Origin of the sequence: Tardiphaga robiniae, assembly GCF_001618955.1 — a bacterium.
In the GTDB taxonomy this organism is placed as follows: domain Bacteria; phylum Pseudomonadota; class Alphaproteobacteria; order Rhizobiales; family Xanthobacteraceae; genus Tardiphaga; species Tardiphaga robiniae_A.
On record NZ_LVYV01000054.1, the window covers coordinates 268,327 to 290,067 of the forward strand.

At 62.1% G+C, this 21,741-nt stretch carries 19 protein-coding genes; 6 read left to right on the top strand and 13 right to left on the bottom strand.

Annotated features, from left to right (window positions below; genetic code table 11):
- Positions 1 to 122 precede the first annotated feature (122 nt).
- Positions 123 to 1,835, top strand: a complete 1,713-nt coding sequence (locus A4A58_RS26655) for an alkaline phosphatase (RefSeq protein WP_068738026.1) — start codon at positions 123 to 125, stop codon at positions 1,833 to 1,835.
- A gap of 122 nt (positions 1,836 to 1,957) precedes the next feature.
- On the opposite strand, the gene A4A58_RS26660 is transcribed toward A4A58_RS26655, so the two are convergent.
- From A4A58_RS26660 to A4A58_RS26670, 3 genes are all read right to left on the bottom strand, one after another.
- Positions 1,958 to 3,970, bottom strand: coding sequence for an OmpA family protein (locus A4A58_RS26660; RefSeq protein ID WP_068737879.1), 2,013 nt, complete (start codon positions 3,968 to 3,970; stop codon positions 1,958 to 1,960).
- Between the two features lie 198 nt (positions 3,971 to 4,168).
- Entirely contained in the window at positions 4,169 to 4,408 is a 240-nt protein-coding gene (locus A4A58_RS26665; RefSeq protein WP_068737881.1) for a hypothetical protein, read from the bottom strand.
- Positions 4,409 to 4,894, bottom strand: a complete 486-nt coding sequence (locus A4A58_RS26670; RefSeq protein ID WP_068738027.1) for a pyridoxamine 5'-phosphate oxidase family protein — start codon at positions 4,892 to 4,894, stop codon at positions 4,409 to 4,411.
- Between the two features lie 46 nt (positions 4,895 to 4,940).
- Here A4A58_RS26670 and A4A58_RS26675 point away from each other — a divergent pair, with 46 nt between their 5' ends.
- Positions 4,941 to 5,429, top strand: coding sequence for an MAPEG family protein (locus A4A58_RS26675; protein ID WP_244499878.1), 489 nt, complete (start codon positions 4,941 to 4,943; stop codon positions 5,427 to 5,429).
- A gap of 37 nt (positions 5,430 to 5,466) precedes the next feature.
- Here A4A58_RS26675 and A4A58_RS26680 read toward each other — a convergent pair whose 3' ends face one another.
- The 9 genes from A4A58_RS26680 to sdhC form a co-directional block, all read right to left on the bottom strand.
- Complete coding sequence (locus A4A58_RS26680; RefSeq protein WP_081422082.1) at positions 5,467 to 7,458, bottom strand: ABC transporter ATP-binding protein/permease; 1,992 nt, start codon at positions 7,456 to 7,458, stop codon at positions 5,467 to 5,469.
- Between the two features lie 51 nt (positions 7,459 to 7,509).
- On the bottom strand, positions 7,510 to 9,639 hold the full coding sequence (locus A4A58_RS26685) for a hybrid sensor histidine kinase/response regulator (protein WP_068737885.1): 2,130 nt from the start codon (positions 9,637 to 9,639) through the stop codon (positions 7,510 to 7,512).
- A 99-nt stretch (positions 9,640 to 9,738) separates the two neighbouring features.
- Positions 9,739 to 10,512, bottom strand: a complete 774-nt coding sequence (locus tag A4A58_RS26690; RefSeq protein WP_068737887.1) for an ABC transporter permease — start codon at positions 10,510 to 10,512, stop codon at positions 9,739 to 9,741.
- Positions 10,509 to 11,297: an ABC transporter ATP-binding protein gene (locus A4A58_RS26695; RefSeq protein WP_068737889.1), complete on the bottom strand. Its 789-nt coding sequence runs from the start codon at positions 11,295 to 11,297 to the stop codon at positions 10,509 to 10,511. The genes A4A58_RS26690 and A4A58_RS26695 overlap by 4 nt, the downstream gene beginning before the upstream one ends.
- A gap of 30 nt (positions 11,298 to 11,327) precedes the next feature.
- Complete coding sequence (locus tag A4A58_RS26700; protein ID WP_068737891.1) at positions 11,328 to 12,344, bottom strand: ABC transporter substrate-binding protein; 1,017 nt, start codon at positions 12,342 to 12,344, stop codon at positions 11,328 to 11,330.
- Between the two features lie 205 nt (positions 12,345 to 12,549).
- Positions 12,550 to 13,332, bottom strand: a complete 783-nt coding sequence (locus A4A58_RS26705) for a succinate dehydrogenase iron-sulfur subunit (RefSeq protein WP_068737894.1) — start codon at positions 13,330 to 13,332, stop codon at positions 12,550 to 12,552.
- Between the two features lie 24 nt (positions 13,333 to 13,356).
- The gene (sdhA, locus tag A4A58_RS26710) at positions 13,357 to 15,195 is read right to left on the bottom strand and encodes a succinate dehydrogenase flavoprotein subunit (RefSeq protein ID WP_068737896.1); all 1,839 of its coding nucleotides are present in this window, start codon (positions 15,193 to 15,195) and stop codon (positions 13,357 to 13,359) included.
- Positions 15,196 to 15,198: 3 nt separating this feature from the next.
- Positions 15,199 to 15,600, bottom strand: a complete 402-nt coding sequence (gene sdhD, locus A4A58_RS26715; RefSeq protein WP_068737898.1) for a succinate dehydrogenase, hydrophobic membrane anchor protein — start codon at positions 15,598 to 15,600, stop codon at positions 15,199 to 15,201.
- Entirely contained in the window at positions 15,597 to 15,995 is a 399-nt protein-coding gene (gene sdhC, locus A4A58_RS26720) for a succinate dehydrogenase, cytochrome b556 subunit (RefSeq protein ID WP_068737900.1), read from the bottom strand. The genes sdhD and sdhC overlap by 4 nt, the downstream gene beginning before the upstream one ends.
- 246 nt (positions 15,996 to 16,241) lie before the next feature.
- Here sdhC and A4A58_RS26725 point away from each other — a divergent pair, with 246 nt between their 5' ends.
- On the top strand, positions 16,242 to 17,090 hold the full coding sequence (locus tag A4A58_RS26725; protein ID WP_081422083.1) for a sulfite exporter TauE/SafE family protein: 849 nt from the start codon (positions 16,242 to 16,244) through the stop codon (positions 17,088 to 17,090).
- Between the two features lie 174 nt (positions 17,091 to 17,264).
- A complete protein-coding gene (locus A4A58_RS26730; RefSeq protein ID WP_068738031.1) occupies positions 17,265 to 18,236 on the top strand; it encodes a cation diffusion facilitator family transporter in 972 nt (323 codons plus the stop codon).
- 97 nt (positions 18,237 to 18,333) lie between these two features.
- Here A4A58_RS26730 and A4A58_RS26735 read toward each other — a convergent pair whose 3' ends face one another.
- Positions 18,334 to 19,848, bottom strand: a complete 1,515-nt coding sequence (locus A4A58_RS26735) for a malonate--CoA ligase (protein ID WP_068737904.1) — start codon at positions 19,846 to 19,848, stop codon at positions 18,334 to 18,336.
- 408 nt (positions 19,849 to 20,256) lie between these two features.
- Between A4A58_RS26735 and A4A58_RS26740 the strand changes: the two genes are divergently transcribed.
- Positions 20,257 to 20,844: a fasciclin domain-containing protein gene (locus A4A58_RS26740; RefSeq protein ID WP_068737906.1), complete on the top strand. Its 588-nt coding sequence runs from the start codon at positions 20,257 to 20,259 to the stop codon at positions 20,842 to 20,844.
- Between the two features lie 255 nt (positions 20,845 to 21,099).
- On the top strand, positions 21,100 to 21,735 hold the full coding sequence (locus tag A4A58_RS26745) for a cytochrome b/b6 domain-containing protein (protein ID WP_068737908.1): 636 nt from the start codon (positions 21,100 to 21,102) through the stop codon (positions 21,733 to 21,735).
- Positions 21,736 to 21,741: the final 6 nt, after the last annotated feature.

Below are 21,741 nucleotides of genomic sequence, written 5' to 3' on the forward strand. Positions count from 1 at the left end.
TCATCAACGCGACATCCGGTTGTCGTAACTGCAAGGACAACGCCTGCCACCCATTTTGCGGGAGCACTTCCTTGAACAACGTATCGAAGACCGTTTCACTGGCCGCGTTTGCGGCTTTTTTCATGAGCGCGCCAATCTGCGCGCAGACGATCTATCCGCTCGACCGCGCCGATATCCTTGCGGGCGCGAAATTCGACTTCAAGGTCGAGTTTCCCGAACTCGTTCAGGCCGCCGATATCAAGGTGACGATCAACGGCGCCGACCAGACTGCAGCGTTCGGCAAGACCGCGGACTACATCGCGAGGGAAGACGGCAAGGATCAGTCGGCATTGCTGCTGCGCGACGTGATGCTCAACAAACCGGGTGCGTACAAGATCGAGGTCAGCGACGGCGTGCGCAGCCGCGCGGTGACATGGAACGTCTACGATACCGGCCCGCGCAAGGCGAAGAACGTGATCCTGTTCATCGGCGACGGCATGTCACTGGCACATCGCGTCAGCGCACGCTTGCTGTCGAAGGGCATTTCCGAGGGCAAGAGCCGCGGTACGCTCGCCATGGACGACATGCCGCATATGGCGATGGTGGCCACCGCAGGCTCCGACTCCATCATCACCGATTCCGCGAATTCGGCCAGCGCCTATGCCACCGGCCACAAGACCGCAACCAATGCGATGGGCGTCTATGCGGATCGCACGGCGAATGTGTTCGACGATCCGCAGGTCGAGACCATCACCAGCCTTGCGAAGCGCAAGCTCGATCTGGCGATCGGCATCGTCACCAATACCGAAGTCGAGGATGCGACACCTGCCGCGATGGTCGCACATACGCGCCGTCGCGCGGCCTATGACGAGATCGTCGCGCAATTCTTTGCCGCCAGGCCGGATGTGCTGATGGGCGGCGGCGCGGCAAATTTCCTGCCGCAGGCGGCGGCAGCCTCGAAGCGCAAGGATGACATCGACTATGTCGCGCGCTTTCGCGACGCCGGCTATTCGGTTGCGACCACCGCGCCCGAACTGAGCGGACTCGCCAGGAAGCCCGAGACACGCAAGCTGCTCGGCCTGTTCACGCCCGGCAATATGGACGGCGTGCTGGACCGCAAGTTTCTCGGCGGCGGCGGCGTGAAGAAATTTCCGCAGCAGCCGGATTTGACCGAGCAGGTGCACGCCGCGCTCAAGGTGCTGTCGCGCAACGACAACGGCTTTTTCCTGATGGTCGAGTCCGGCCTGATCGACAAATACGCGCATCTGCTCGACATGGATCGCGCCGTCTATGACGTCATCATGCTCGACAATGCCGTGAAGCTCGCCCGCGACTGGGCAGCCAAGCGCGGCGACGACACGCTGATCCTGGTCGTGTCCGACCATAGCCATCCCAACAGCCTGGTCGGCACCGTCAACGACGATATGAACACCGTGCCGAACCTGCCGCTGCGCGAACGTCTCGGCGTCTATGAGAAAGCCGGCTTCCCGAATTATCCCGCGCCGGATGCCGAAGGCTATCCGTCGCGCGTCGATGTCAGCCGGCGGCTTGCGATCATGTCGGCGAGTCTGCCCGATCACTACGAGACGCTGCGGCCGAAACTCGACAACCCGAACGATCCGACCGAGAAGGGCGACGAGCCCGGCACGTTCAAGGCCAATGAGAAGTACAAGAACGCGCCCGGCAGTATGCTGCGGCTCGGCAATCTGCCGGCGATGATGGGCGCCAGCGTGCATTCCGGCGAGGACGTTATCCTCACCGCCACCGGCCCCGGCAGCGACCGCGTGCGCGGCGCGATGGACAATACGGAAGTGTTTCGCGTGATGGTGGATGCGCTGGGGTTGGCGGCGAAGTAGCACGCGGATCTTCTCCCTCCACCAAGCGGCGCAGTGGGGAGGGAAGCCATTGGCAGCAGCGTACTATCAAAACAAAAAATGGCCGGGATTGCTCCCGGCCATTTTCATTTATATCGCAACCCTCAGCGACGCGGCGGCGCGGTACCGGGAGGTGGCGGGGGCAGCGAGGCCTGACCGCCGTTGAGAAGCGGCGTGATGTTGCGGATCGTGACACGGCGGTTCTGACGTTCCGGACCGTCGGTCTGGATCTTCAGATACTGTTCGCCATAACCCTGCGACGTCAGGTTTTCCGCCGGCACCTGGAATTGCTGGGTGAGCAATTCAGCCGCCGACTGCGCGCGGCGATCCGACAGCGACAGATTGTCGACGTCGGAGCCGACCGCATCGGTGTGACCCTCGATGAGGAACACTGCACGCGGGTTACGCGAGATCGCCTTGTTCAGACCATCCGCGATCACTTGCAGCTTCGAGGCCTGATCCGGCGGGATCTCCCATGATCCAAGCTCGAAGTTGATCGAGTCCAGATCGATCGACGGCATGCGCTGGCGCACCATCGGGCTGTAGCGGATTTCATCGAGCGTATAGCGACGCTCGATTCGATCCACCGGCGGCGCAATCAGTGTGTCGTAGACGAGATCGGGCGAGGCCTGATCGTAGTCGACGATGTAACGGTTCTGCGGAATCCGGATCATCGGCGGCGGCAGATCGACATAGAAGCCGAGACCACCCGGACCGCCGGGGCCACGCGGACCGCGGAACGAGTTATCGATGATGATGATCTCGCGCCCTTGGCGATCCCTGCGGATACGCCGCAGCAGCTGGCCGTCGCGGCCGACCACCGTGATGATCTGCGAACCGTCGGGGCGGATCACGATGGTCCGATCCTCGCCGCCGACCCGATCCGTCCGGATGTCACGCGCACCGTAGCGGAAGCGATCGACCTCGTTGTGGCGGATGAACGACTGACCACTCGGATCCTGCACGATGATACGTCCAGGCTCGGTGATGATCGTACGACCGCCCTCCTGGCGCTCGCTGCGCTGGCCGCGGAAATCGCCCATGTTGCGCGGGCCCTGGGGGGCAGCGCCCGGTGCGATCGGCGTCAGCGCTGCTGCCGGCGGCGGCGCCTGAGGGATCGGTGCCGTTACCGTCGGTGCGGGTGGCTGCACCACCTTGATGTTGCCGCCACCGGGGGCGACCACGAGAGGTGCTGCGGTGCTGGCGGCCGGTGCTGCGCCGGGTGCCGCAGCGTTCGGCGCGACGCCGGGCGCGGCGGCATTGGGCGGCGTGCCGGGTGCACCGGGCGCGCCTGCGCCGGGACCACCGGGAGGACCACGACGACCATCGGAACCACGGCCGTCAGGACCACGCCCATCAGGGCCACCGGGGCGACCAGACGGAGGCGCACCTGCGGCGGGCGGTGTGCCAGGCGCAGCCGGAGCTGCCGAAGGCGCCGGTGCTGCAGCAGGAGGCGTTGCCGCAGGAGGCGTTGCGGCTGCTGGCGGCGTAGCCGGAGCCGGTGTCGGGGCAGCGGCAGGCGGCCGCGCGGCTGGCGGTGTCGCCGGCGCCGCGGCTGGTGGCGTTGCAGGCGCGGGACGTGCGCCGGCCGGCGGCGTTGCACCCGGCTCACGGCGCTCAGGACGTCCTTCGCCGGGCTCGCGACGTTCGGGACGCACAGCGGGCGGCGTTGGCGCTGATGGAGCAGCCGGCGCAGCGGTCGGCGCTGGAGGTGCGGCGCGCGGGGCCGGAGGCGCGACGGGAGCCGGCGGCGGGGTTGGGCGCGGCGGCGGAGCGGCCGCAGGTGGTGGCGGTGGTGCCGGGCGCGGAGGTGCGGCCGCAGGCGGCGGCGCAGCAGGAGGTGCCGGAGGCGCGGGACGCGCAGCAGGGGGAGCAGCTGGCGGCGGCGGTGGCGCAGCAGGGCGTGCGACCGGCGGCGCAGCGGCGGGAGGCGCAGCAGCGGGCGGAGCCTTGGGCGGGGCCTTCGGGGGAGCCTTGGGCTCACCTTCAGGCGCAGCAGGTGCGGCCTGCGCGAGCACGATCGGCGCATCGACACTCGACGCATAAGCAGCGGTCGCTGCGATATGCGCAACGCCGAGCGTCGTCGTGGCCAGTAATACGAGACGAAGTTTTGTCATGATAGACCTTGGGCCCCCGGATAAGGATCTTCAACAAACTGATTTTTGTCGGCCGAACAAATCGGCACATTGATCAACTGATATGCATTGGGCCGGAATGTGGCGACAGGCAAATGCAAATTCGTTTTTATTTTCGACACGACAATGGCCCGAACGCGCTTTGTTCATTGCGCGTTCAGGCCATCGATCTGTAGTTCGCTACATCACTGCAGGCGGCCGTTGACCCGGATTGATGTCAGGATTTGGCACCGGCATCTCATCAGGCACATCTCCAGGTAACTCTTCGGGTCGCGACGGCTCACCGGGATCGCGCACCGGCGGCGGTACCTCGGGCCGCGGATTGCCCGGCGGGCTCTCCTGCGGCGGTTCGGAGGGTTGACCGGGCTTGATCGGCGGATCCTCGACGGGATCGATGCCGGGTGAATCGTCTTTAGGCATCTAGATTGCGACCTTACGGTTGGTGCCGATGTCCGGACGCGTACCAGTCACAGCCGCAGCGGCCATCTTCACATAGCTGATCACAGTGCCCGGCGAGTCCCAGAATTCGGCATCGTCAGGCGTGAACTTCAGCACGCGAATATTCGGATCTTCCGCGCTGTCCCACCACGCCTTTGCGGAGGCAGTGAACAGCTCCTTGATCTTGGCGCGATCGTTCGAGACGGCAGCAGTGCCGCTCACCGAGACATACTTCTGATCGCTCGCATCTGCGAAAGAGAGATTCACGTTCGGATTGCGCTTGATCTCATCATCCTTGTGTCTGCGCGCATCGCTGAGGAAGTAGACCGCATCCGCATCGCGATCCACATAGGCAGCCATCGGGCGCGCTCGCAGCTTGTCGCCATCATGCGTCACCAGCATGGCAAAGCCGATCTTCTTCATCAATTCCCAGGCGCGCTCGATATCGCGGGTATTGTCATTGGCCATCATCTGTCTCCCTTAGGGTTGAACTGACAACGGCGCGATCGATGCGATGTTCCGCGACAACGGGCCGGATGGAGGCGGGTTTGACAGCGGAACAGGAACCGCTCATCAAGAGGCCGTTTGGCCATACTATTTGATCTGGGGGATTTCGATGCCGTTCGCCTATTGGAGCATTTTGATTGCTGCAGTGCTGCCGCTGATCATTATTGGTTATGCCAAAGCGGGATCGCGCGATAACAGCGCGCCACGCGACAGCGCCGAGAACCTTTCAGGCGCCAAGCGCCGCGCCTATGCCGCGCATCAGAATGCCTTCGAAAGCTTCCCGTTCTACGCTGTCTCGGTCATCGCAGCGCTGAACTTTGGCGCATCGGCGACGACCGTGAGCGTGCTGGCCGCTCTCTATCTCGCGTTTCGGATCGCGCACGCGCTGCTGTACATCGCGGATAAATCGTCGCTGCGCTCAACCGCCTATGCCGGCGGGCTCTTCGCCAATATCGCGATCTTCCTATCGCCGGCGCTGAAGATCAACTTCTTCTAAGTCGAAACACGCAGCAAGCGCCTCATAGCGCATGGTGTCATGCCGCGCTCCTGGCCGGCTTGCGCTGGCGCAGGAAGCGGCCGAGCAGACGGCGCTTACCCTTGCGCGGGATGAGATCGATGTCGCTGACCAGCTTGGCGCCGCCTTTGCGACGTTCCAGCACGATCTTGCGGCTGTGGAAGGCTTCAAGCTCGACTCGATGCGCGACAGATACCACGGTGGCGTTGGGCAGCTCCTTGGTGAGCAGCTCCATCATCTTGTCCTGGCTCTTCGCGTCCAGCGCCGAGGTCGCTTCGTCCAGCACAATGATATCAGGGCGGTGCAAAAACAGCCGCGCGAAAGCGAGACGCTGCTTCTCGCCGCCGGACAGCGTCTGGTCCCACGGCGCATCCTCCTCGATCTTTTCCTTGAGATGGCCGAGCCCGACCTTGTCGAGGGCCTCGCCGATCTGCTCGACGGTCCAGTCCTCCGACGCCGCGGGATAGGCGGCTGCGCGGCGCAAGGTGCCTGACGGCACATAGGGCTTCTGCGGCAGCATGAAGAGCCGCCGGTCCGGATGGAAATTGACGCTGCCACCACCCCATGGCCACAGGCCCGCAATGGCGCGCACCAGCGTGCTTTTGCCGGTGCCGGACTCGCCCGCGACGAGCAGACGTTCACCAGACTCGATCTTCACTTCGGCATCGCCGACTACGGCAGTGCCGTCGTCGAGCGTCACGGAGAGATCATGCAGGCTCAGCATGGTCTCACCCGTCGTTTCGCCACGCTTGATACGGCCGATACCATCACCAAGCTCGGCGCGTTCGAGGCCGTCCAGCGACATCATCAGCGAGGCGATGCGGCGCGCGCAGGCGTTCCAGTCGGCAAGGCGCGGATAGTTGTCGACCAGCCAGCCGAATGCGCTTTGCACGATGGTGAAGGCAGACGCCGCCTGCATCACCTGACCGAGCGACATGCTGCCGTCGAGAAATTTCGGCGCGCACAGCAACAGCGGCACGACGGGCGCGATCAGGCTCGAGCCCTGCGATACCAGCGTGGTGCGCATGTGCTGGCCGGCAAGGCGCGCCCATTGCTTCAGGACATGGCCGAAGGTCTTGTCGATGCCGTCGCGCTCTTCCTCTTCGCCACCGAGCAGCGCGATGCTCTCACCGTTCTCGCGCACGCGGGTAAGCGCATAACGGTACTCGGCCTCGGCCTGGTTTTTGTCCTCGGAAATCTGCACGAAACGACGGCCGATCACCGTGATCGAGCCCGATGCGATGGCGGCATAGACGATCGCGGCGATGACGAGGAAACCGGGAATGGTGACAGCGCTGCCACCTACCGTGAGCGTCAGCGCGCCACCGATGGTCCACAGCACGACGATGAAGGTGGTGGCGGAGAGAAATGCTGCGATGACGCCGGAGACGAAGTCGACGGGCGAGTCGGTCGCGATACGCAGATCCTCGGCGATACGATATTCGGGGTTCTTGTGATCGCCGCCGACGAGATTGAGTTGATAGTAGCGGCCATTGGTGAGCCAGCGCGACACGACCGAATTGGTCAGCCATGCGCGCCAGCGACGCTGGATGCCCATGCGGCCATAGACCTGCGCGACGCCCAGCAACACGCTGCCGATGGCGAGCGGAAAGAACACGCCGGTGAGATGAAACACGCTGGCCGCATCGCGTTTCTCGATGGCGTCGAAGATCGCGCGGTTCCAGACATTGATGCCGTATTGAAACGCCACATTGGCGACGATCATCAACAAGAGTGCGACCGAGAACACCCAGGCGAGTCTGTCACCCGACTTGCCCCAGAAGCCACGCGCGCTGATCCAGAACCGCGTCAGCAGATAGTCCTTGCGCGCCTGCTCGGCTTCTTCCGGCGTCAGGTCCGGATCGGGCTCTACGACTTCAGGCGGCGGCGGCTCGATATGCTTACCGGCCTCATCAACGACCCCGACAATCGGCCCCTCCACGTCCTCTGCGTCAGAGGTGGACTTGAGATTGGGTTCGGGCTTGGAATCGTTAACGGACTGCTTGTTCATGGCGCGATAACGCCAAGGAAATCAGAAGGTTCCTTCGAGTTCCCAGGCGACTCAAACAGCCTCGCGCTGGGCCTTGCGCCACGTGCCGGCCTTGCTGAGCACCCGCGACAATTGCTCGATCGAATAGGGCTTATGCAGCAACTCGAACCCGAAGGTGCCGTTCTGCGCCAGCACATGACTGTAGCCGGAGGTCAGCACCACCGGCAGATCCGGATAGAGTTTTCGAATCTCCTGCGCCAGTTCGATGCCGGTCATTCCCGGCATCACCACGTCGGAGAATACCACATCATAGCGGGTGGCGTGGCGGGCGAGTTCGACGAGCGCTTCCCGAGCGTTCGGCCGCAGCACCGTGGTGTAGCCAAGCTCGCTCAGCGCATCGGTCGCAAAAGTCCCGACGTCGCGATTGTCCTCCACCACCAGCACCGACATGCCGTGGCCATCGACGACGGGCGCTTCGCTCGCCGACAGCGCCGGCGCGATGCTGTCGCCGGAGACGCGCGGCAGATAGAGCGTGAAAGTGCTGCCCTTGCCGACTTCGCTGGCAACGACTACCTCGCCGCCGGATTGTTTGGCAAAGCCAAACACCTGCGAAAGTCCGAGGCCGGTGCCCTGCCCGACTTCCTTGGTCGTATAGAATGGCTCGAAGATGTGCTCGAACTGATCGGCGGGAATACCGGTGCCGGTGTCGGATACTGAGATCGCCACATAGCCGTCCGGCCTCAGGGCGAGCGCAACAGGGATTTGCTCTGCCGCGCTGACAGCGATCGTCAGCCGCCCCTCGCCCGCCATGGCATCGCGCGCATTAACCGCGATGTTGATCAACGCGGTTTCGAACTGACCGACATCCGCATCCACGAATAGCGCCTCATCGGGCACATGGGTCATAATTTCGATGGGCGCCCCCGTCAGCGTGCCGATAATCTCGCTCACCGAATGCACGCATTGGCCGACGTCGAACACTTCAGGCTTCAGCGTCTGGCGCCGCGCAAAAGCCAGCAATTGCGCCGTCAGCTTGGCGGCGCGATTCACGGTTTCGGAGATCGCTGCAATGTAGCGTGCACGACGATCCGGCGAGAGATCGGGCCGTTGCAGCAAGTCGACTGACGAGCGGATCACGGTGAGGAGATTGTTGAAGTCATGCGCGACGCCGCCGGTCAACTGGCCGAGCGCTTCCAGCCGCTGGCCATGTTTCAGCGCTTCTTCGGCCTCACGCCGCTTCATCGCTTCGAAATTGAGCCGGCGGGTGCGACGGATCGCGAATACCAGCAACAGGAACAGCAGTGCCGTCGCAGGAACACCGAAGATCAGATGATAGCTGATGGTGCGCAGCCAACGCGCACGGATCGCTGAAGTTTCAAGACCTGCTGCGACATAGACCGGATAGCCAGCGAGCTGCTGATAGCCGATACGGCGCTCGACATTGTCGCCGGGCGAGACAAGCGTGACCAGTCCTCCAACAGGATGGGCCGACAATGTGCGGCCCACGGGCCCCTTGGGGTCGAGCCGCACCTCACGGTAGAGCTGCGGATAACGTGCCAGGATCGAACCATCGGTGAGACCAAGCGCAAAGAAGCTCCCGGCATCGTGGCCGATGCGCGCATAGAAACGATCGAAATATTCCGGAAAGACAGAGGCCTGCACCACGCCGGTGAAGCTGCCATCGGCCGAGACCCGCCTGCGGCTCACACCAAAGAACGACGCGCCCTGATAGGGCGGGCGCGGCAACAGCGATTGACCGATGAACGTGCCGGCATCACCTGCGATATGGACCCTGTAATAATCGCGATCAGAGAAATCGAGATCCGGCAGCGTCAGATCCAGACTGTTGACCAGCGCGCGGCCTTTATTGTCGAACACCCAGACCGACTTCAACTGCGGCAGCGCATCGGTGAGCTGCTTCAGCCGGCCCGCCATCTGGTCCGATTGCGCACGCAGTTCGTCGTCAGATTTGCCGCGTACGATTTCGTTCATTTCGGACAGGCTGCGGTCGATCGTCTCGAACACCTTTAAAGCGTGTTCGTGCGCCACATCGAGCGCGCGCTCGATCTCGCGGTCGGCGATCTCGCGCGTCGACACCCACGACGTCGCCGCCGCAAACAGAAACAGTGCAAGCGGAAGGGCCAGCGATGCAGCCATCATCCATTGCAGCGTTCTCAACGAATTTTGGTGTTCGGTCTTCACAGCACCTGCCCGACTCCCTGCAGTCTAGCGCAAGGGCGGTGTCTCACCAACCGCTCCGCAGGCGGGAACCCGCCGTGGACGGGAGGAGGTCCTGTGGCGTTAGCCGGCCGCGCTCATTTGCGACCGGAAGGCCCATTTGGTGAAATGCTGCTCGATCCCCGCGAAGACCGCGTACATGAGCACCCCTTCGAAGGCGAGCAGCAGCAAGGCGGCATAGACATTCGCCATGCGGAAGCTGGCGCCCTCCAGCGCGATCAGATAGCCGAGCCCGGCATTGGCGCCGAGCGTCTCCGACACGACGGTGCCGACAAAAGCCAGCGTGATGGCGATCTTCAGCGAGCCGAAGAAATATGGCAGCGCACGCGGAATGCCGACCTTGAGCATAATGTCGAGCTTGCCAGCGCCGAGGGCCCGCAATACGTCCTCGAGTTCCGGCTCGGTTGTCGCCAGACCCGTGGCGATGTTGACCACGATCGGGAAGAACGAAATCAGGAAGGCGGTGACGATCGCCGGTACTTCGCCGATGCCGAACCACAGGATCAGCAGCGGGACGATGGCGACCTTCGGGATCGTGTTGAAACCGATCATGACCGGATAGAGCCCGCGATAGATCGCTCGCGACCAGCCCACCACGAGGCCGAGTATGATGCCGAAGCCGACGGCCAGAGCAAATCCGACCATGGTCACCCAGAGCGTGACCCAGGAATGATAGAGAAACACGCGCCAAAGTTTGAACATCGCCGCAAAGGCGGCCGATGGCGGCTGCAGCACCGACGTGTTGACCTTGAAGACGATGCAGGCCAGTTCCCAGGCCAGGAAGATGGCAATGGTGAAGAGCCAGGGCGAAAGCTTTTCGAGAGTCCGCGGGTTCATGACTGGCGCACCTGTGCGATCTTCATGCGCAGCTCCATTACGATGTCGCCGAACTCCTTCTCATACGTGACCTGCAGATCGCGCGGACGGGCGAACGGGACCGGTTTGATCTGAACGATGTGACCGGGGCGCGCGCTCATGACGTAGATGTTGTCGGCGAGGAACGCCGCCTCGCGCAGATCGTGCGTCACCAGAATCACCGTGAAGCCCAAGCGCTGCCAGAGATCGCGCAGCACGCACCACAGTTCCTCACGCGTGAACGCGTCGAGGGCGGCGAAAGGTTCATCCAGCATCAGCAGCGCCGGCTCGTGGATCAGCGAACGACACAGGGAGACGCGCTGTTGCATGCCGCCGGACAATTCCCAGGGATAGCGGTCACCGAAGCCGGCGAGACCGACGGTGGCCAGAAGCTGCTCGGCCTTGGCGCGGAATTCGGCCTTCTTCGATCGGAACTGCGAGCGATGCGGTTCTACAATTTCCAGCGGCAACAGGACGTTGTCGATCACCTTGCGCCACGGCAGCATGTTGGCGTTCTGGAACGCCATGCCGGCCATCTTCACCGGTCCTGTCACTTGTTTGCCGTCGATGGCGATCGTGCCGGCCGTTGGCTTGTGCAGGCCCGTGACGAGCCGCATCAAGGTGGACTTGCCGCAGCCGGAGGGGCCGACCACCGCGGCGAATTCGCCGCGCTGGACTTTGAGCGTCGCATCCTGAAGCGCGACAATGTCACCCGAGGCGCCACGGTATTTCAGCGTGACGCCGTCGATATCTACGAACGCTTCCATGCGCAGCGACCTGACCTTCTGTCGTGGCGCTTAGAACTTGCGTGTGTCGGCCGGGGGCAGATAGTCCGACGTGAACAAATCCGCTGCCTTCGGCTTCGGATTCTTGAACTCGTAGGTCACTGCGATCTGATCGATGGCATCGGTCATACGCTTCTCATCGATGCCACCGACACCGTTAGCCTTCACCCAAGGGGTCACGAAGTTGTCCTTCAGCGACATCTTGAGACGGGCGAGTTCGATCTTCTCGTCAGCGGTCTCGTTGCGCTTCATCACCGACTTGATGGCAGTTTCGGGGTCCTTGATGGTGTCGATGATGCCCTTGACGGTCGCGCGCACGAAGCCGGCCACGACTTTCGGATTGGCCTTGGCGAATTCGGGGTTCACCATGATGGCGTTGCCATAAAGCACGATGCCGTAATCAGACATCAGCATCACCTTGATATCCTTCTCGGCGATGCCCTTGGACATCAGGTTGAAATAGGACGAGAAGGAGAAACCGGTGATCGCATCGACCTTGCCGTCGGCGAGCATCGGCTCGCGCACCGGGAAGCCGACGTTTTCGATCTTCACCTTGCTGTCGTCGATCTTGTTCTCTTTGACGAAGGCCTTCCATTGCGCGAAGGCACCGTCCGGCGCCGGTGCGCCGAGGATCTTGCCTTCGAGGTCCTTCGGTCCATTGATGCCGGACTTCGCGATGCTGACAATCGAGAACGGCGGCTTGTCGTAGACCATGAGGACGCCCTTGACGTCCTTATCAGGATTCTGGTCGCGGAAGCGCGCCAGCGAATTGATGTCGAAGAAACCGATCGGATAGGTGCCCGCCGCGACCCGCGCGATGCCGGCCACCGAGCCCGGACCGGAATCGATAGTTACGTTGAGGCCTTCGGCCTTGTAGTAACCCTTGTCGAGCGCAACAAAATAGGGCGCGGACGGACCTTCGAATTTCCAGTCGAGCGCGAATTTGACATCGGTATCGGCGCTCGCGGACAGCGCAGACGCCAGCAATGCTGCACCCGCCACGACGCTCAAACCCAGCTGACGAAACATAAAAAACTCCCCCTGATCAATTATCAGGCACAGGCTAGCACAGCCCGTGCCAACCTTGGCGAGTCCCCTTTTCAACGAGAAATAGCGCCGCGGTCCCGAGGGATCGGGATTCGAGGAGGCAACATGCTTAAATCATGAGCAAAAAAGACACCGGCCTGCTTGCGCAGACCGGTGTCCTAATCGGCAAATCCGGATCCGTAAAACGTCAGACCTGACGTTCGACCATCTTCATCTTCAGCTCGGCGATGGCTTCGGAGGGATTGAGACCCTTCGGGCACGCCTTGGCGCAGTTCATGATGGTGTGGCAGCGATAGAGCCGGAACGGATCCTCGAGATTGTCGAGACGCTCGCCGGTGGCTTCGTCGCGCGAGTCCTTGACCCAGCGGGTGGCCTGAAGAAGTGCAGCCGGACCGAGGAAGCGGTCCGAGTTCCACCAATAGCTCGGGCAAGAGGTCGAACAGCAAGCGCACAGGATGCATTCGTAGAGACCGTCGAGCTTCTCGCGATCGGAGTGGCTCTGCTTCCATTCCTTCTGCGGGGTCGGCGTGGTGGTCTTCAGCCACGGCTCGATCGACGCATACTGGGCGTAGAAGTTGGTCAGATCCGGCACGAGGTCCTTCACGACAGGCTGATGCGGCAGCGGATTGACCTTGATGGCGCCGTCGTCGACTTCGTCCATCGCACGGGTGCAGGCCAGGGTGTTCTGGCCATCGATGTTCATGGCGCAGGAGCCGCAGACGCCTTCGCGGCAGGAGCGGCGGAAGGTCAGCGTCGGATCGATGTTGTTCTTGATCCAGATCAGACCATCGAGAACCATCGGACCGCAGTCGTTGGTATCAATGTGATAGGTGTCGACCGACGGGTTCTTGCCGTCATCCGGATTCCAGCGATAGACGCGGAATTCGCGCGTCTGCGTGGCACCGGCCGGCTTCGGCCATTCCTTGCCGCCGGTGATCTTGGAATTCTTCGGAAGTGCGAACTCAGCCATTCTCTCAAGCCTTCGCTGTCATCATTAGTACACGCGCGCTTTGGGCACGATGTACTGAACGTCGTTGGTCATCGTGTAATCGTGCACCGGGCGATAATCGATGGTGGTCTTGCCACCCTGATCGATCCACGCCAGCGTGTGCTTCATCCAGTTCTTGTCGTCGCGATCTGCGAAATCCTCACGCGCATGCGCGCCGCGGCTCTCGGTGCGGTTCGCCGCCGAATCCATGGTGACGATGGCCTGAACAATGAGGTTGTCGTATTCGAGGGTCTCGATCAGATCCGAATTCCACACCAGCGAGCGGTCAGACACGGCGATATCGCCGATACCGCTATAGACCTTGTGGATCAGATCCTTGCCTTCGTTCAGCACTTCGCCGGTACGGAACACGGCGCAGTTGGTCTGCATGACGTGCTGCATGTTCTCGCGCATCTTCGCGGTCGAAGTGCCGCCCTTCGAATAGCGATAGTGATCGAGACGGCCGAGCGCACGATCAGCCGAGTCCTTCGGCAGGTCGGGCTGCTTGGCATTCGGTGTCAGCTTCTCGGCGCAGCGCAGCGCAGCCGCGCGGCCAAACACCACGAGATCGATCAACGAGTTGGAGCCGAGACGGTTGGCGCCGTGCACCGACACGCAGGCAGCTTCGCCCACGGCCATCAGGCCCTGCACCACCGCATTGTCGTCGCCGTCCTTCTTGGTGACGACTTCGCCGTGATAGTTGGTCGGGATACCGCCCATATTGTAGTGCACCGTCGGAACGATCGGGATCGGCTCCTTGGTGACATCGACGCCGGCGAAAATGCGTGCCGAGTCGGAGATGCCCGGCAGACGTTCAGCCAGCACCTTTGGATCGAGATGGTCGAGATGAAGGAAGATGTGATCCTTCTTCTTGCCGACGCCGCGGCCTTCGCGGATTTCGATGGTCATCGCGCGCGAAACGACGTCGCGCGAGGCGAGATCCTTGGCCGACGGCGCATAGCGCTCCATGAAGCGCTCGCCTTCGGAATTGACGAGGTAACCGCCTTCGCCGCGCGCACCTTCAGTGACGAGACAGCCCGAACCGTAAATGCCGGTCGGATGGAACTGAACGAATTCCATGTCCTGCAGCGGCAGGCCGGCGCGCAGCGCCATGGCGCCGCCGTCACCGGTGCAGGTATGCGCCGAGGTGCAGGAGGCATAAGCGCGGCCATAGCCGCCGGTGGCCAGAATGACGGTCTGCGCCTTGAAGCGATGCAGCGTGCCGTCGTCGAGCTTCAGCGCAATGACGCCGCGGCAGACGTTCTGATCGTCCATGATCAGATCGATGGCGAAGTATTCGATGAAGAACTCGGCCGAGTGGCGCAGGGCCTGGCCGTACATCGTGTGCAGCATGGCGTGACCGGTACGGTCGGCGGCCGCGCAGGTGCGCTGGGCCTGGCCCTTGCCGTAATCCATGGTCATGCCGCCGAACGGGCGCTGATAGATCTTGCCGTCTTCGGTGCGCGAGAACGGCACGCCCCAGTGTTCGAGCTCGTAAACAGCGTCGGGCGCGTTGCGCACCATATATTCGATCGAGTCCTGATCGCCGAGCCAGTCCGACCCCTTCACGGTGTCGTACATGTGCCAGCGCCAGTTGTCCTCGTGCATGTTTCCGAGCGAGGCGGAGATGCCGCCCTGTGCTGCAACCGTATGCGAGCGGGTCGGGAACACCTTGGTGATGCAGGCGGTGCGCAGGCCAGCTTCGCCGCAGCCGACGGTCGCGCGCAGGCCGGCGCCGCCGGCGCCAACGACAACGACGTCATAGGTGTGATCTTCGATGGGATAGGCGTGGCCGTTGGTGGCGGGGCCGCCAACGCCGTTCGCGCCAGTGCCGTTGACGGCCATGCGCTACACTCCGGATGAAAGTTTAAGGATGGCGTAGATCGATGCCAGCGCCACGGCGGCAGAGAAGAAATTATTGCCGATGATCGAGATCAGCTTGATCTTCTCGTCATGGACATAGTCTTCGATCACGACCTGCATGCCGATCTTCATGTGCCAGATGCTAGCAACGATGAAGAGCAGCATGACGATAGCCACGATCGGCGAACCAAGGACCTGCGCGACGCCGGCCTGATTGCTTCTGAAAACCGACATCACGATGAAGATCACAGGGATCATCAGCAGCAGCATGGCCACGGCGGTCAGGCGCTGACGCCAGAAGTCCGAGGTGCCGGAATGCGAGGAGCCGAGACCACGGACGCGGCCGAGCGGCGTGCGCACCGACTTCGGAGAGTTGGAACCGCTCATCGTCCGCCTCCGATCGCGTATGCAATGATCCAGAGCAGGATGGTGATGCCGATGCCGCCGATCAATGCGGCCCAGGTGAGCCATTCACGCTCAGATGGCTTGAATCCGTAGCCGAGATCCCAGACCAGATGGCGGATGCCGCTCATGGCATGATGGATCAGCGCCCACGTGTAGCCGAATGCGATCAGGCGACCGATGATGCTGCCGGTGAAGGCCTGCACATGGGCATAAGCGGCTGGGCCGGACGCAGCGGCGATCAGCCACCAGACAAGAAGCAAAGTGCCGAAATACAAGGCGACACCAGTAGCGCGATGCACGATGGACAGCGCCATCGTCAGGGTCCAGCGATAGACTTGCAGATGCGGCGAAAGGGGACGTTCGATCCGAGCGGTCATTTAGCAACTTTGACAGGTTAATGGGCAGACAGTGCCCGATTGGGGATCGCGTAGAGCAATTCTATTTACGAACTCAAAACAACCAGTGCAATCGCGAAATGACATACTCCGAACAACGGTTCAGAGCTTCAAATGAGCCTTGCATTTGTGGGTATTGACAGTTGCCGGGCTTGTTGCTGACAGCCTTGGTGAAGCGCGATTCATGAGAACTTCATGACGCGATAGCAAATGACAATCGGGGCGGGAATGGCTGGGCTCAATGTGACCGAGATTGTCGAACTGGCGGCGCTTCTTATTGCCGTCGGCGCGCTGGCCGGTTTCCTGGCAGGTGTCTTCGGGATAGGCGGAGGCGCCATCCTGGTCCCCGTATTTTACGAGTGTTTCCGCATCGCCGGAGTGCCTCTGGAAGTACGGATGCCGCTCTGTATCGGCACCTCGCTGGCCATTATCATCCCGACCTCGATCCGGTCCTTCCGTGCCCATATGGCCCGCGGCGCCGTAGATATGGAGATCCTGCGGAAGTGGTGGTGGCCGATCCTAATCGGCGTCGTCATCGGCAGCGTCACCGCCCGTTATGCCCCGGAGCGGCTGTTCAAGATCGTTTTCGTTGCCGTCGCCTGGTCCGCAGCGGCACGACTGCTGCTCGCGCGCGACGGCTGGAAGCTCGGTAACGACCTGCCCGACGGCCCGCTGATGAAGATCTACGGCTTCTTCGTCGGTCTGCTCTCCACGCTGATGGGCATCGGCGGCGGATTGTTCTCCAACCTGCTGATGACCTTTTACGGCCGGCCTATCCATCAGGCGGTGGCGACGTCGTCGGCCCTCGCAGTGCTGATCTCGATCCCCGGCGCCATCGGCTACATCTATGCCGGCTGGCCGGCCGCCGCGCACTTTCCCGATGTCGCAGCGCTGCAACTGCCGTTCGCTGTCGGTTATGTCTCCCTGATCGGCGCGCTGCTGGTGATGCCGACCAGCCTGCTGGTTGCACCGCTCGGCGTGAAGGCGGCGCATGCGATGTCGATGCGCGCGCTGGAAATGGCGTTTGGAATTTATCTATTCATCGTCGGCAGCCGGTTTGTCATCGCTCTAATATAAGTGCGTTGTTACGCGTAGCCCGGATGAGCGAGGCGATATCCGGGGCCTTGCAGGCATGATGGCCTGCCCCGGATTTCGCTTCGCTCATCCGGGCTACAATGACCAGCAGCAACCGTAATAGTATCCAGATCACAACTTGCTATGGATGCCGTCAGACCACGCGACGGAACACCGATGGCGCACTCACATCACGACCATGACGAACATGGTCACACGCACGATCATGCCGACCACAGCCATGCGCACGGCCCCGGCGGGCATGTGCATGCGCCCGCGAGTTTCGGCATGGCCTTCGCCATCGGCATCAGCCTCAATACCGTCTTCGTCGTCATCGAGGCGATTTACGGCTATGCCAGCGGCTCGATGGCGCTGGTGGCCGATGCCGGGCACAATCTCTCGGATGTGCTCGGGCTGATCGCGGCATGGACCGCGGCTGTGCTGTCAAAGCGCGCGCCAACGCCGCGCTTCACCTATGGCTTGCGCGGCTCTTCAATTCTCGCGGCACTCTTCAACGCCGTGTTCCTGCTGGTTGCCGTCGGCGCCATCGCCTGGGAAGCCGTGCTAAGACTGTTCAATCCCGAACCGGTAGCCGAGATCACCGTGATGATCGTCGCCACCATCGGCATCGTCATCAACGGCGTGACCGCCTGGCTGTTTGCCTCGGGCCGCAACAGCGACCTCAACATTCGTGGCGCCTATCTGCATATGGTCGCCGACGCTGCGGTCTCGGTTGGCGTGGTCATTGCCGCGATCGTCATCATGTTCACCGGCTGGCTGTGGATCGACGCCCTGACCAGCCTCGTCATCTGTGTGCTGATCGTCTGGGGCACCTGGAGCCTCTTGCGCGACTCCACTGCGATGTCGCTCGCCGCCGTTCCGCGCGGCATCGACCCCGTTGCCGTGCGCGGCTACCTCGAACAATGCCCCGGCGTCGCGCAGGTGCACGACCTGCATATCTGGCCCATGAGCACAACCGAAGTGGCGCTGACCTGTCACTTGGTGATCCCATCAGGCGCGCCTGGCGATGCCTATCTGATGGAAGTCGCCGCGCGTCTGAAGCGCGACTTCGGCATCGAGCACGCGACAATCCAGATCGATATGGCTCCGAACTCAGCCTGCGCGCTCGCGCCGGAGCATGCGATCTAGGGCACGGCCGTGCACTTACTTCACCTCCCTGCGCGAAACGAAGCTTCGCTAGGGGGAGGGGTGCGGCGGAGTTTGGCTCAAGGGACCGTGCGAGGACTTACTTCGCGTAGATATCCTTGTAGCTATCGCGCAGTACGTTCTTCTGCACCTTGCCCATGGTGTTGCGCGGCAGATCGTCGACGAAGATCACGCGCTTCGGCATCTTGAACTTGGCGATCTGGCCATCCAACGCCTTGAGCACGGAGGCCTCGTCGATCGCGGTCTTCTTGTCGCTCACGACCACGGCGGTGACGCCCTCGCCGAAATCTGCGTGCGGCACGCCGATCACGGCGCTCTCCACTACCCCCGGCATCGCGTCGATCTCGCTTTCGATCTCCTTCGGATAGACATTGAAGCCGCCGGAGATCACCAGATCCTTGCCGCGGCCGAGAATGTGGACATAGCCCTTGGCGTCGATCTTGCCGAGGTCGCCGGTGATGAAAAAGCCGTCGTCGCGGAATTCCGCCTTGGTCTTTTCCGGCATCCGCCAATAGCCCTGGAACACGTTGGGGCCCCTCACCTCGATCATGCCGATGGTGTCACGCGCGAGCTCTTTGGCCGTCTCCGGATCGGTAACGCGCACGGAGACGCCGGGAAGCGGGAAGCCCACAGCGCCAGGCACGCGCTCGCCGTCATAGGGGTTCGACGTGTTCATGTTGGTTTCGGTCATGCCATAGCGCTCCAGCACGGCGTGGCCGGTGCGCGCGAACCATTCGCGATGCGTATCGGCCAGCAGCGGCGCGGAGCCGGAGATGAACAGCCGCATGTGGCTGCAAGACTCTTTCGTCAGGTTCGGCGACTGCAGGATACGCGTGTAGAAGGTCGGCACACCCATCAGCACGGTGGCGCGGGCCATCAGCTTGATGATGAGTTCCGGATCGAGTTTGGGCAGGAAGACCATCGACGCCCGCGCAAACAGCGTCACGTTGCTGGCCACGAACAGACCATGGGTGTGATAGATCGGCAGTGCGTGAATCAGCACATCGTCTTTGGTGAAGCGCCAGTATTCGACGAGGCTCAGCGAGTTCGACGCCAGATTGTCGTGGCTCAGCATCGCGCCCTTGGAGCGGCCGGTAGTGCCCGACGTATAGAGGATCGCGGCGAGATCTTCGTTCTTGCGCTCGACCGTGCTGAAGTCCGGCTTTTCCTTCGCTGCCGCATCGGTCAGCGAACCCTTGCCGTCAGCACCCAGTGTTTCGACCTTCGCGCCGACCTTGGCCGCAATGGCGGCGAAGCCTTCAGCCTTTGACGGGTCACACACCACCAGCGACGGTTCGGCGTCGGTAATGAAGTAATCGAGCTCGTTGAGCGTATAGGCGGTATTGAGCGGCAGATAGACCGCGCCGGCGCGCACGGTCGCCAGATACAGCACCAGACCGGGCACCGACTTCTCGGTCTGCGCCGCGACACGGTCACCCGGCTTGACGCCGCGAGCCACCAGCACGTTGGCCATCTGGCCCGCAAGCGCGATCAGGTCGCCATAGCTGATGTGCTTGCCCTCGGGCGTCTCGATGGCGAGACGCGAGGCATCGTCGAGTTTGTCGAACAGGCGAGAAAACAGGTTGGCGTTCATGGCAAGGTCACGCGGTGCAGGAGTGCGGGAGCGACCGGTGCAGCTGCCTGACGATCGCGTCATTTGTCCCGTTCCTTAGCAAGAATGGCCATATCTAGGCAACGCATCCCCCCATCGGGATCGCCCCCATATCTGGTGGATCAGCCCCTCGGGTCGCGTCATCCCGTCGCGGTTTCTGCGCGTGATTGTATCAAACGCGATGCATCTAACTCGTTATTGCCTCGCGCGAACGAGATGCACCCGCAAAAGTTTCAACAGCGTCAAAAAATATAGCCTGAAACTGGTCCCGACACCTCGCGTAACTCGGGCATCGACGGCGCAATCTGGCCTCCAAGGGATTGCCGCGGTTGATGCCATTCATCGCACCAGCGAGATCGCTGGTCACTCACATCACTCGGGAGACGATCCATGTCCAAGCGCATTGCACTTCTGTCGGCCGTCGCATTCAGCACCCTCGCCATCACTGGCGCCGTGCTTGCCCCCGCACAGGCCGAAGACAAGAAGATGATGAAGAGCGAAATGTCGGGAGAGAAGACCGTGATGGTCGGCGGCGCGCCGATGTATCCGTCGAAGAACATCGTCGAGAACGCCGTCAACTCGAAGGATCACACCACGCTGGTCGCCGCCGTGAAGGCCGCCGGTCTGGTCGATACCCTCTCCAGCAAGGGCCCGTTCACGGTGTTCGCACCGACCAACGCCGCCTTCGGCAAACTGCCGGCCGGTACCGTCGACACGCTGGTGAAGCCCGAGAGCAAGGCGACCCTCACCAAAATCCTGACCTACCATGTGGTCCCCGGCAAGCTGAACGCCGCCGACCTCAAGGACGGCCAGAAATTGAAGACCGTGGAAGGCGAAGAGCTGACTGTGAAGGCTTCGGGCGGCAAGGTGATGATCGTCGACGCCAAGGGCGGTTCCTCGACTGTAACCATCGCCGACGTCAACCAGTCGAACGGCGTGATTCACGTCATCGATACTGTCCTGATGCCGAAAGCCTGATTTCCGGCTTCTGCGCAACGAGTTCGCGCATCCTGACTCGTCCCCACCGGATGCGCGCGCGTCCCCGAAGGATACCGAGGGGCGCAAAAGGAGCGAGCCGGGGCAACCCGGCTCGCTTTTTTGTGATCGATATGAGCCGGCCCGACCGGGGTTGTTATGGGAGCCGCCGTAACGAACGACCGGTTATGCCGTATAGCTGGTAACAACTCGCGTCACCGAGCACCATCGAACCACTGCTCAGCCCAGGATATGCCTATGTCGAGCATCACAGCCGCCGGCGATCGCGCCGCCACCAAAGTTACGAATACCAAAGTCATCCAGCCCGCCTGGGTGCGCGTCGTGCACTGGGTCAATGCCGTCGCGATCGTGCTGATGATCATGTCGGGCTGGCAGATCTACAATGCCTCGCCGCTGTTCAATTTCACCTTCTCATCATCCATTACGCTGGGCGGCTGGCTAGGTGGCGGCATAATGTGGCACCTCGCCGCCATGTGGCTGCTGGTCATCAATGGCCTCGTCTATCTTACTCTTGGCATGGTCACCGGACGCTTCCGCAAGAAGCTGCTGCCGATCTCCGCGAAAGGTGTGCTCGACGACACCAAGGCTGCGGTGACCGGCAAGCTCTCGCACGCTGATCTCTCAACCTACAATCAGGTGCAGAGGCTGCTCTATACCGGGATTATCGTGGTCGGCATTCTGATCGTCCTGTCGGGCCTGGCCATCTGGAAGCCCGTCCAGCTGCAATATCTTACTGCGCTGTTCGGCGGCTACGACACCGCCCGCTATGTGCATTTCTTCATGATGGCCGCCATTGTCGGCTTCCTCGTCATCCACGTCGCTCTGGCCCTGATCGTGCCGAAGAGTCTGCGTGCAATGATTATCGGACGCTGAGGGACA

Excerpts from the sequence above, each read along its gene's own strand:
- A4A58_RS26655 (WP_068738026.1), top strand. The coding sequence starts at position 123 with ATGAGCGCGCCAATCTGCGCGCAGACGATCTATCCGCTCGACCGCGCC.
- A4A58_RS26660 (WP_068737879.1), bottom strand. The coding sequence starts at position 3,970 with ATGACAAAACTTCGTCTCGTATTACTGGCCACGACGACGCTCGGCGTT.
- A4A58_RS26665 (WP_068737881.1), bottom strand. The coding sequence starts at position 4,408 with ATGCCTAAAGACGATTCACCCGGCATCGATCCCGTCGAGGATCCGCCG.
- A4A58_RS26670 (WP_068738027.1), bottom strand. The coding sequence starts at position 4,894 with ATGGCCAATGACAATACCCGCGATATCGAGCGCGCCTGGGAATTGATG.
- A4A58_RS26675 (WP_244499878.1), top strand. The coding sequence starts at position 4,941 with ATGTTCCGCGACAACGGGCCGGATGGAGGCGGGTTTGACAGCGGAACA.
- A4A58_RS26680 (WP_081422082.1), bottom strand. The coding sequence starts at position 7,458 with ATGAACAAGCAGTCCGTTAACGATTCCAAGCCCGAACCCAATCTCAAG.
- A4A58_RS26690 (WP_068737887.1), bottom strand. The coding sequence starts at position 10,512 with ATGAACCCGCGGACTCTCGAAAAGCTTTCGCCCTGGCTCTTCACCATT.
- A4A58_RS26695 (WP_068737889.1), bottom strand. The coding sequence starts at position 11,297 with ATGGAAGCGTTCGTAGATATCGACGGCGTCACGCTGAAATACCGTGGC.
- A4A58_RS26700 (WP_068737891.1), bottom strand. The coding sequence starts at position 12,344 with ATGTTTCGTCAGCTGGGTTTGAGCGTCGTGGCGGGTGCAGCATTGCTG.
- A4A58_RS26705 (WP_068737894.1), bottom strand. The coding sequence starts at position 13,332 with ATGGCTGAGTTCGCACTTCCGAAGAATTCCAAGATCACCGGCGGCAAG.
- sdhA (WP_068737896.1), bottom strand. The coding sequence starts at position 15,195 with ATGGCCGTCAACGGCACTGGCGCGAACGGCGTTGGCGGCCCCGCCACC.
- sdhD (WP_068737898.1), bottom strand. The coding sequence starts at position 15,600 with ATGAGCGGTTCCAACTCTCCGAAGTCGGTGCGCACGCCGCTCGGCCGC.
- sdhC (WP_068737900.1), bottom strand. The coding sequence starts at position 15,995 with ATGACCGCTCGGATCGAACGTCCCCTTTCGCCGCATCTGCAAGTCTAT.
- A4A58_RS26725 (WP_081422083.1), top strand. The coding sequence starts at position 16,242 with ATGGCTGGGCTCAATGTGACCGAGATTGTCGAACTGGCGGCGCTTCTT.
- A4A58_RS26730 (WP_068738031.1), top strand. The coding sequence starts at position 17,265 with ATGGCGCACTCACATCACGACCATGACGAACATGGTCACACGCACGAT.
- A4A58_RS26735 (WP_068737904.1), bottom strand. The coding sequence starts at position 19,848 with ATGAACGCCAACCTGTTTTCTCGCCTGTTCGACAAACTCGACGATGCC.
- A4A58_RS26740 (WP_068737906.1), top strand. The coding sequence starts at position 20,257 with ATGTCCAAGCGCATTGCACTTCTGTCGGCCGTCGCATTCAGCACCCTC.
- A4A58_RS26745 (WP_068737908.1), top strand. The coding sequence starts at position 21,100 with ATGTCGAGCATCACAGCCGCCGGCGATCGCGCCGCCACCAAAGTTACG.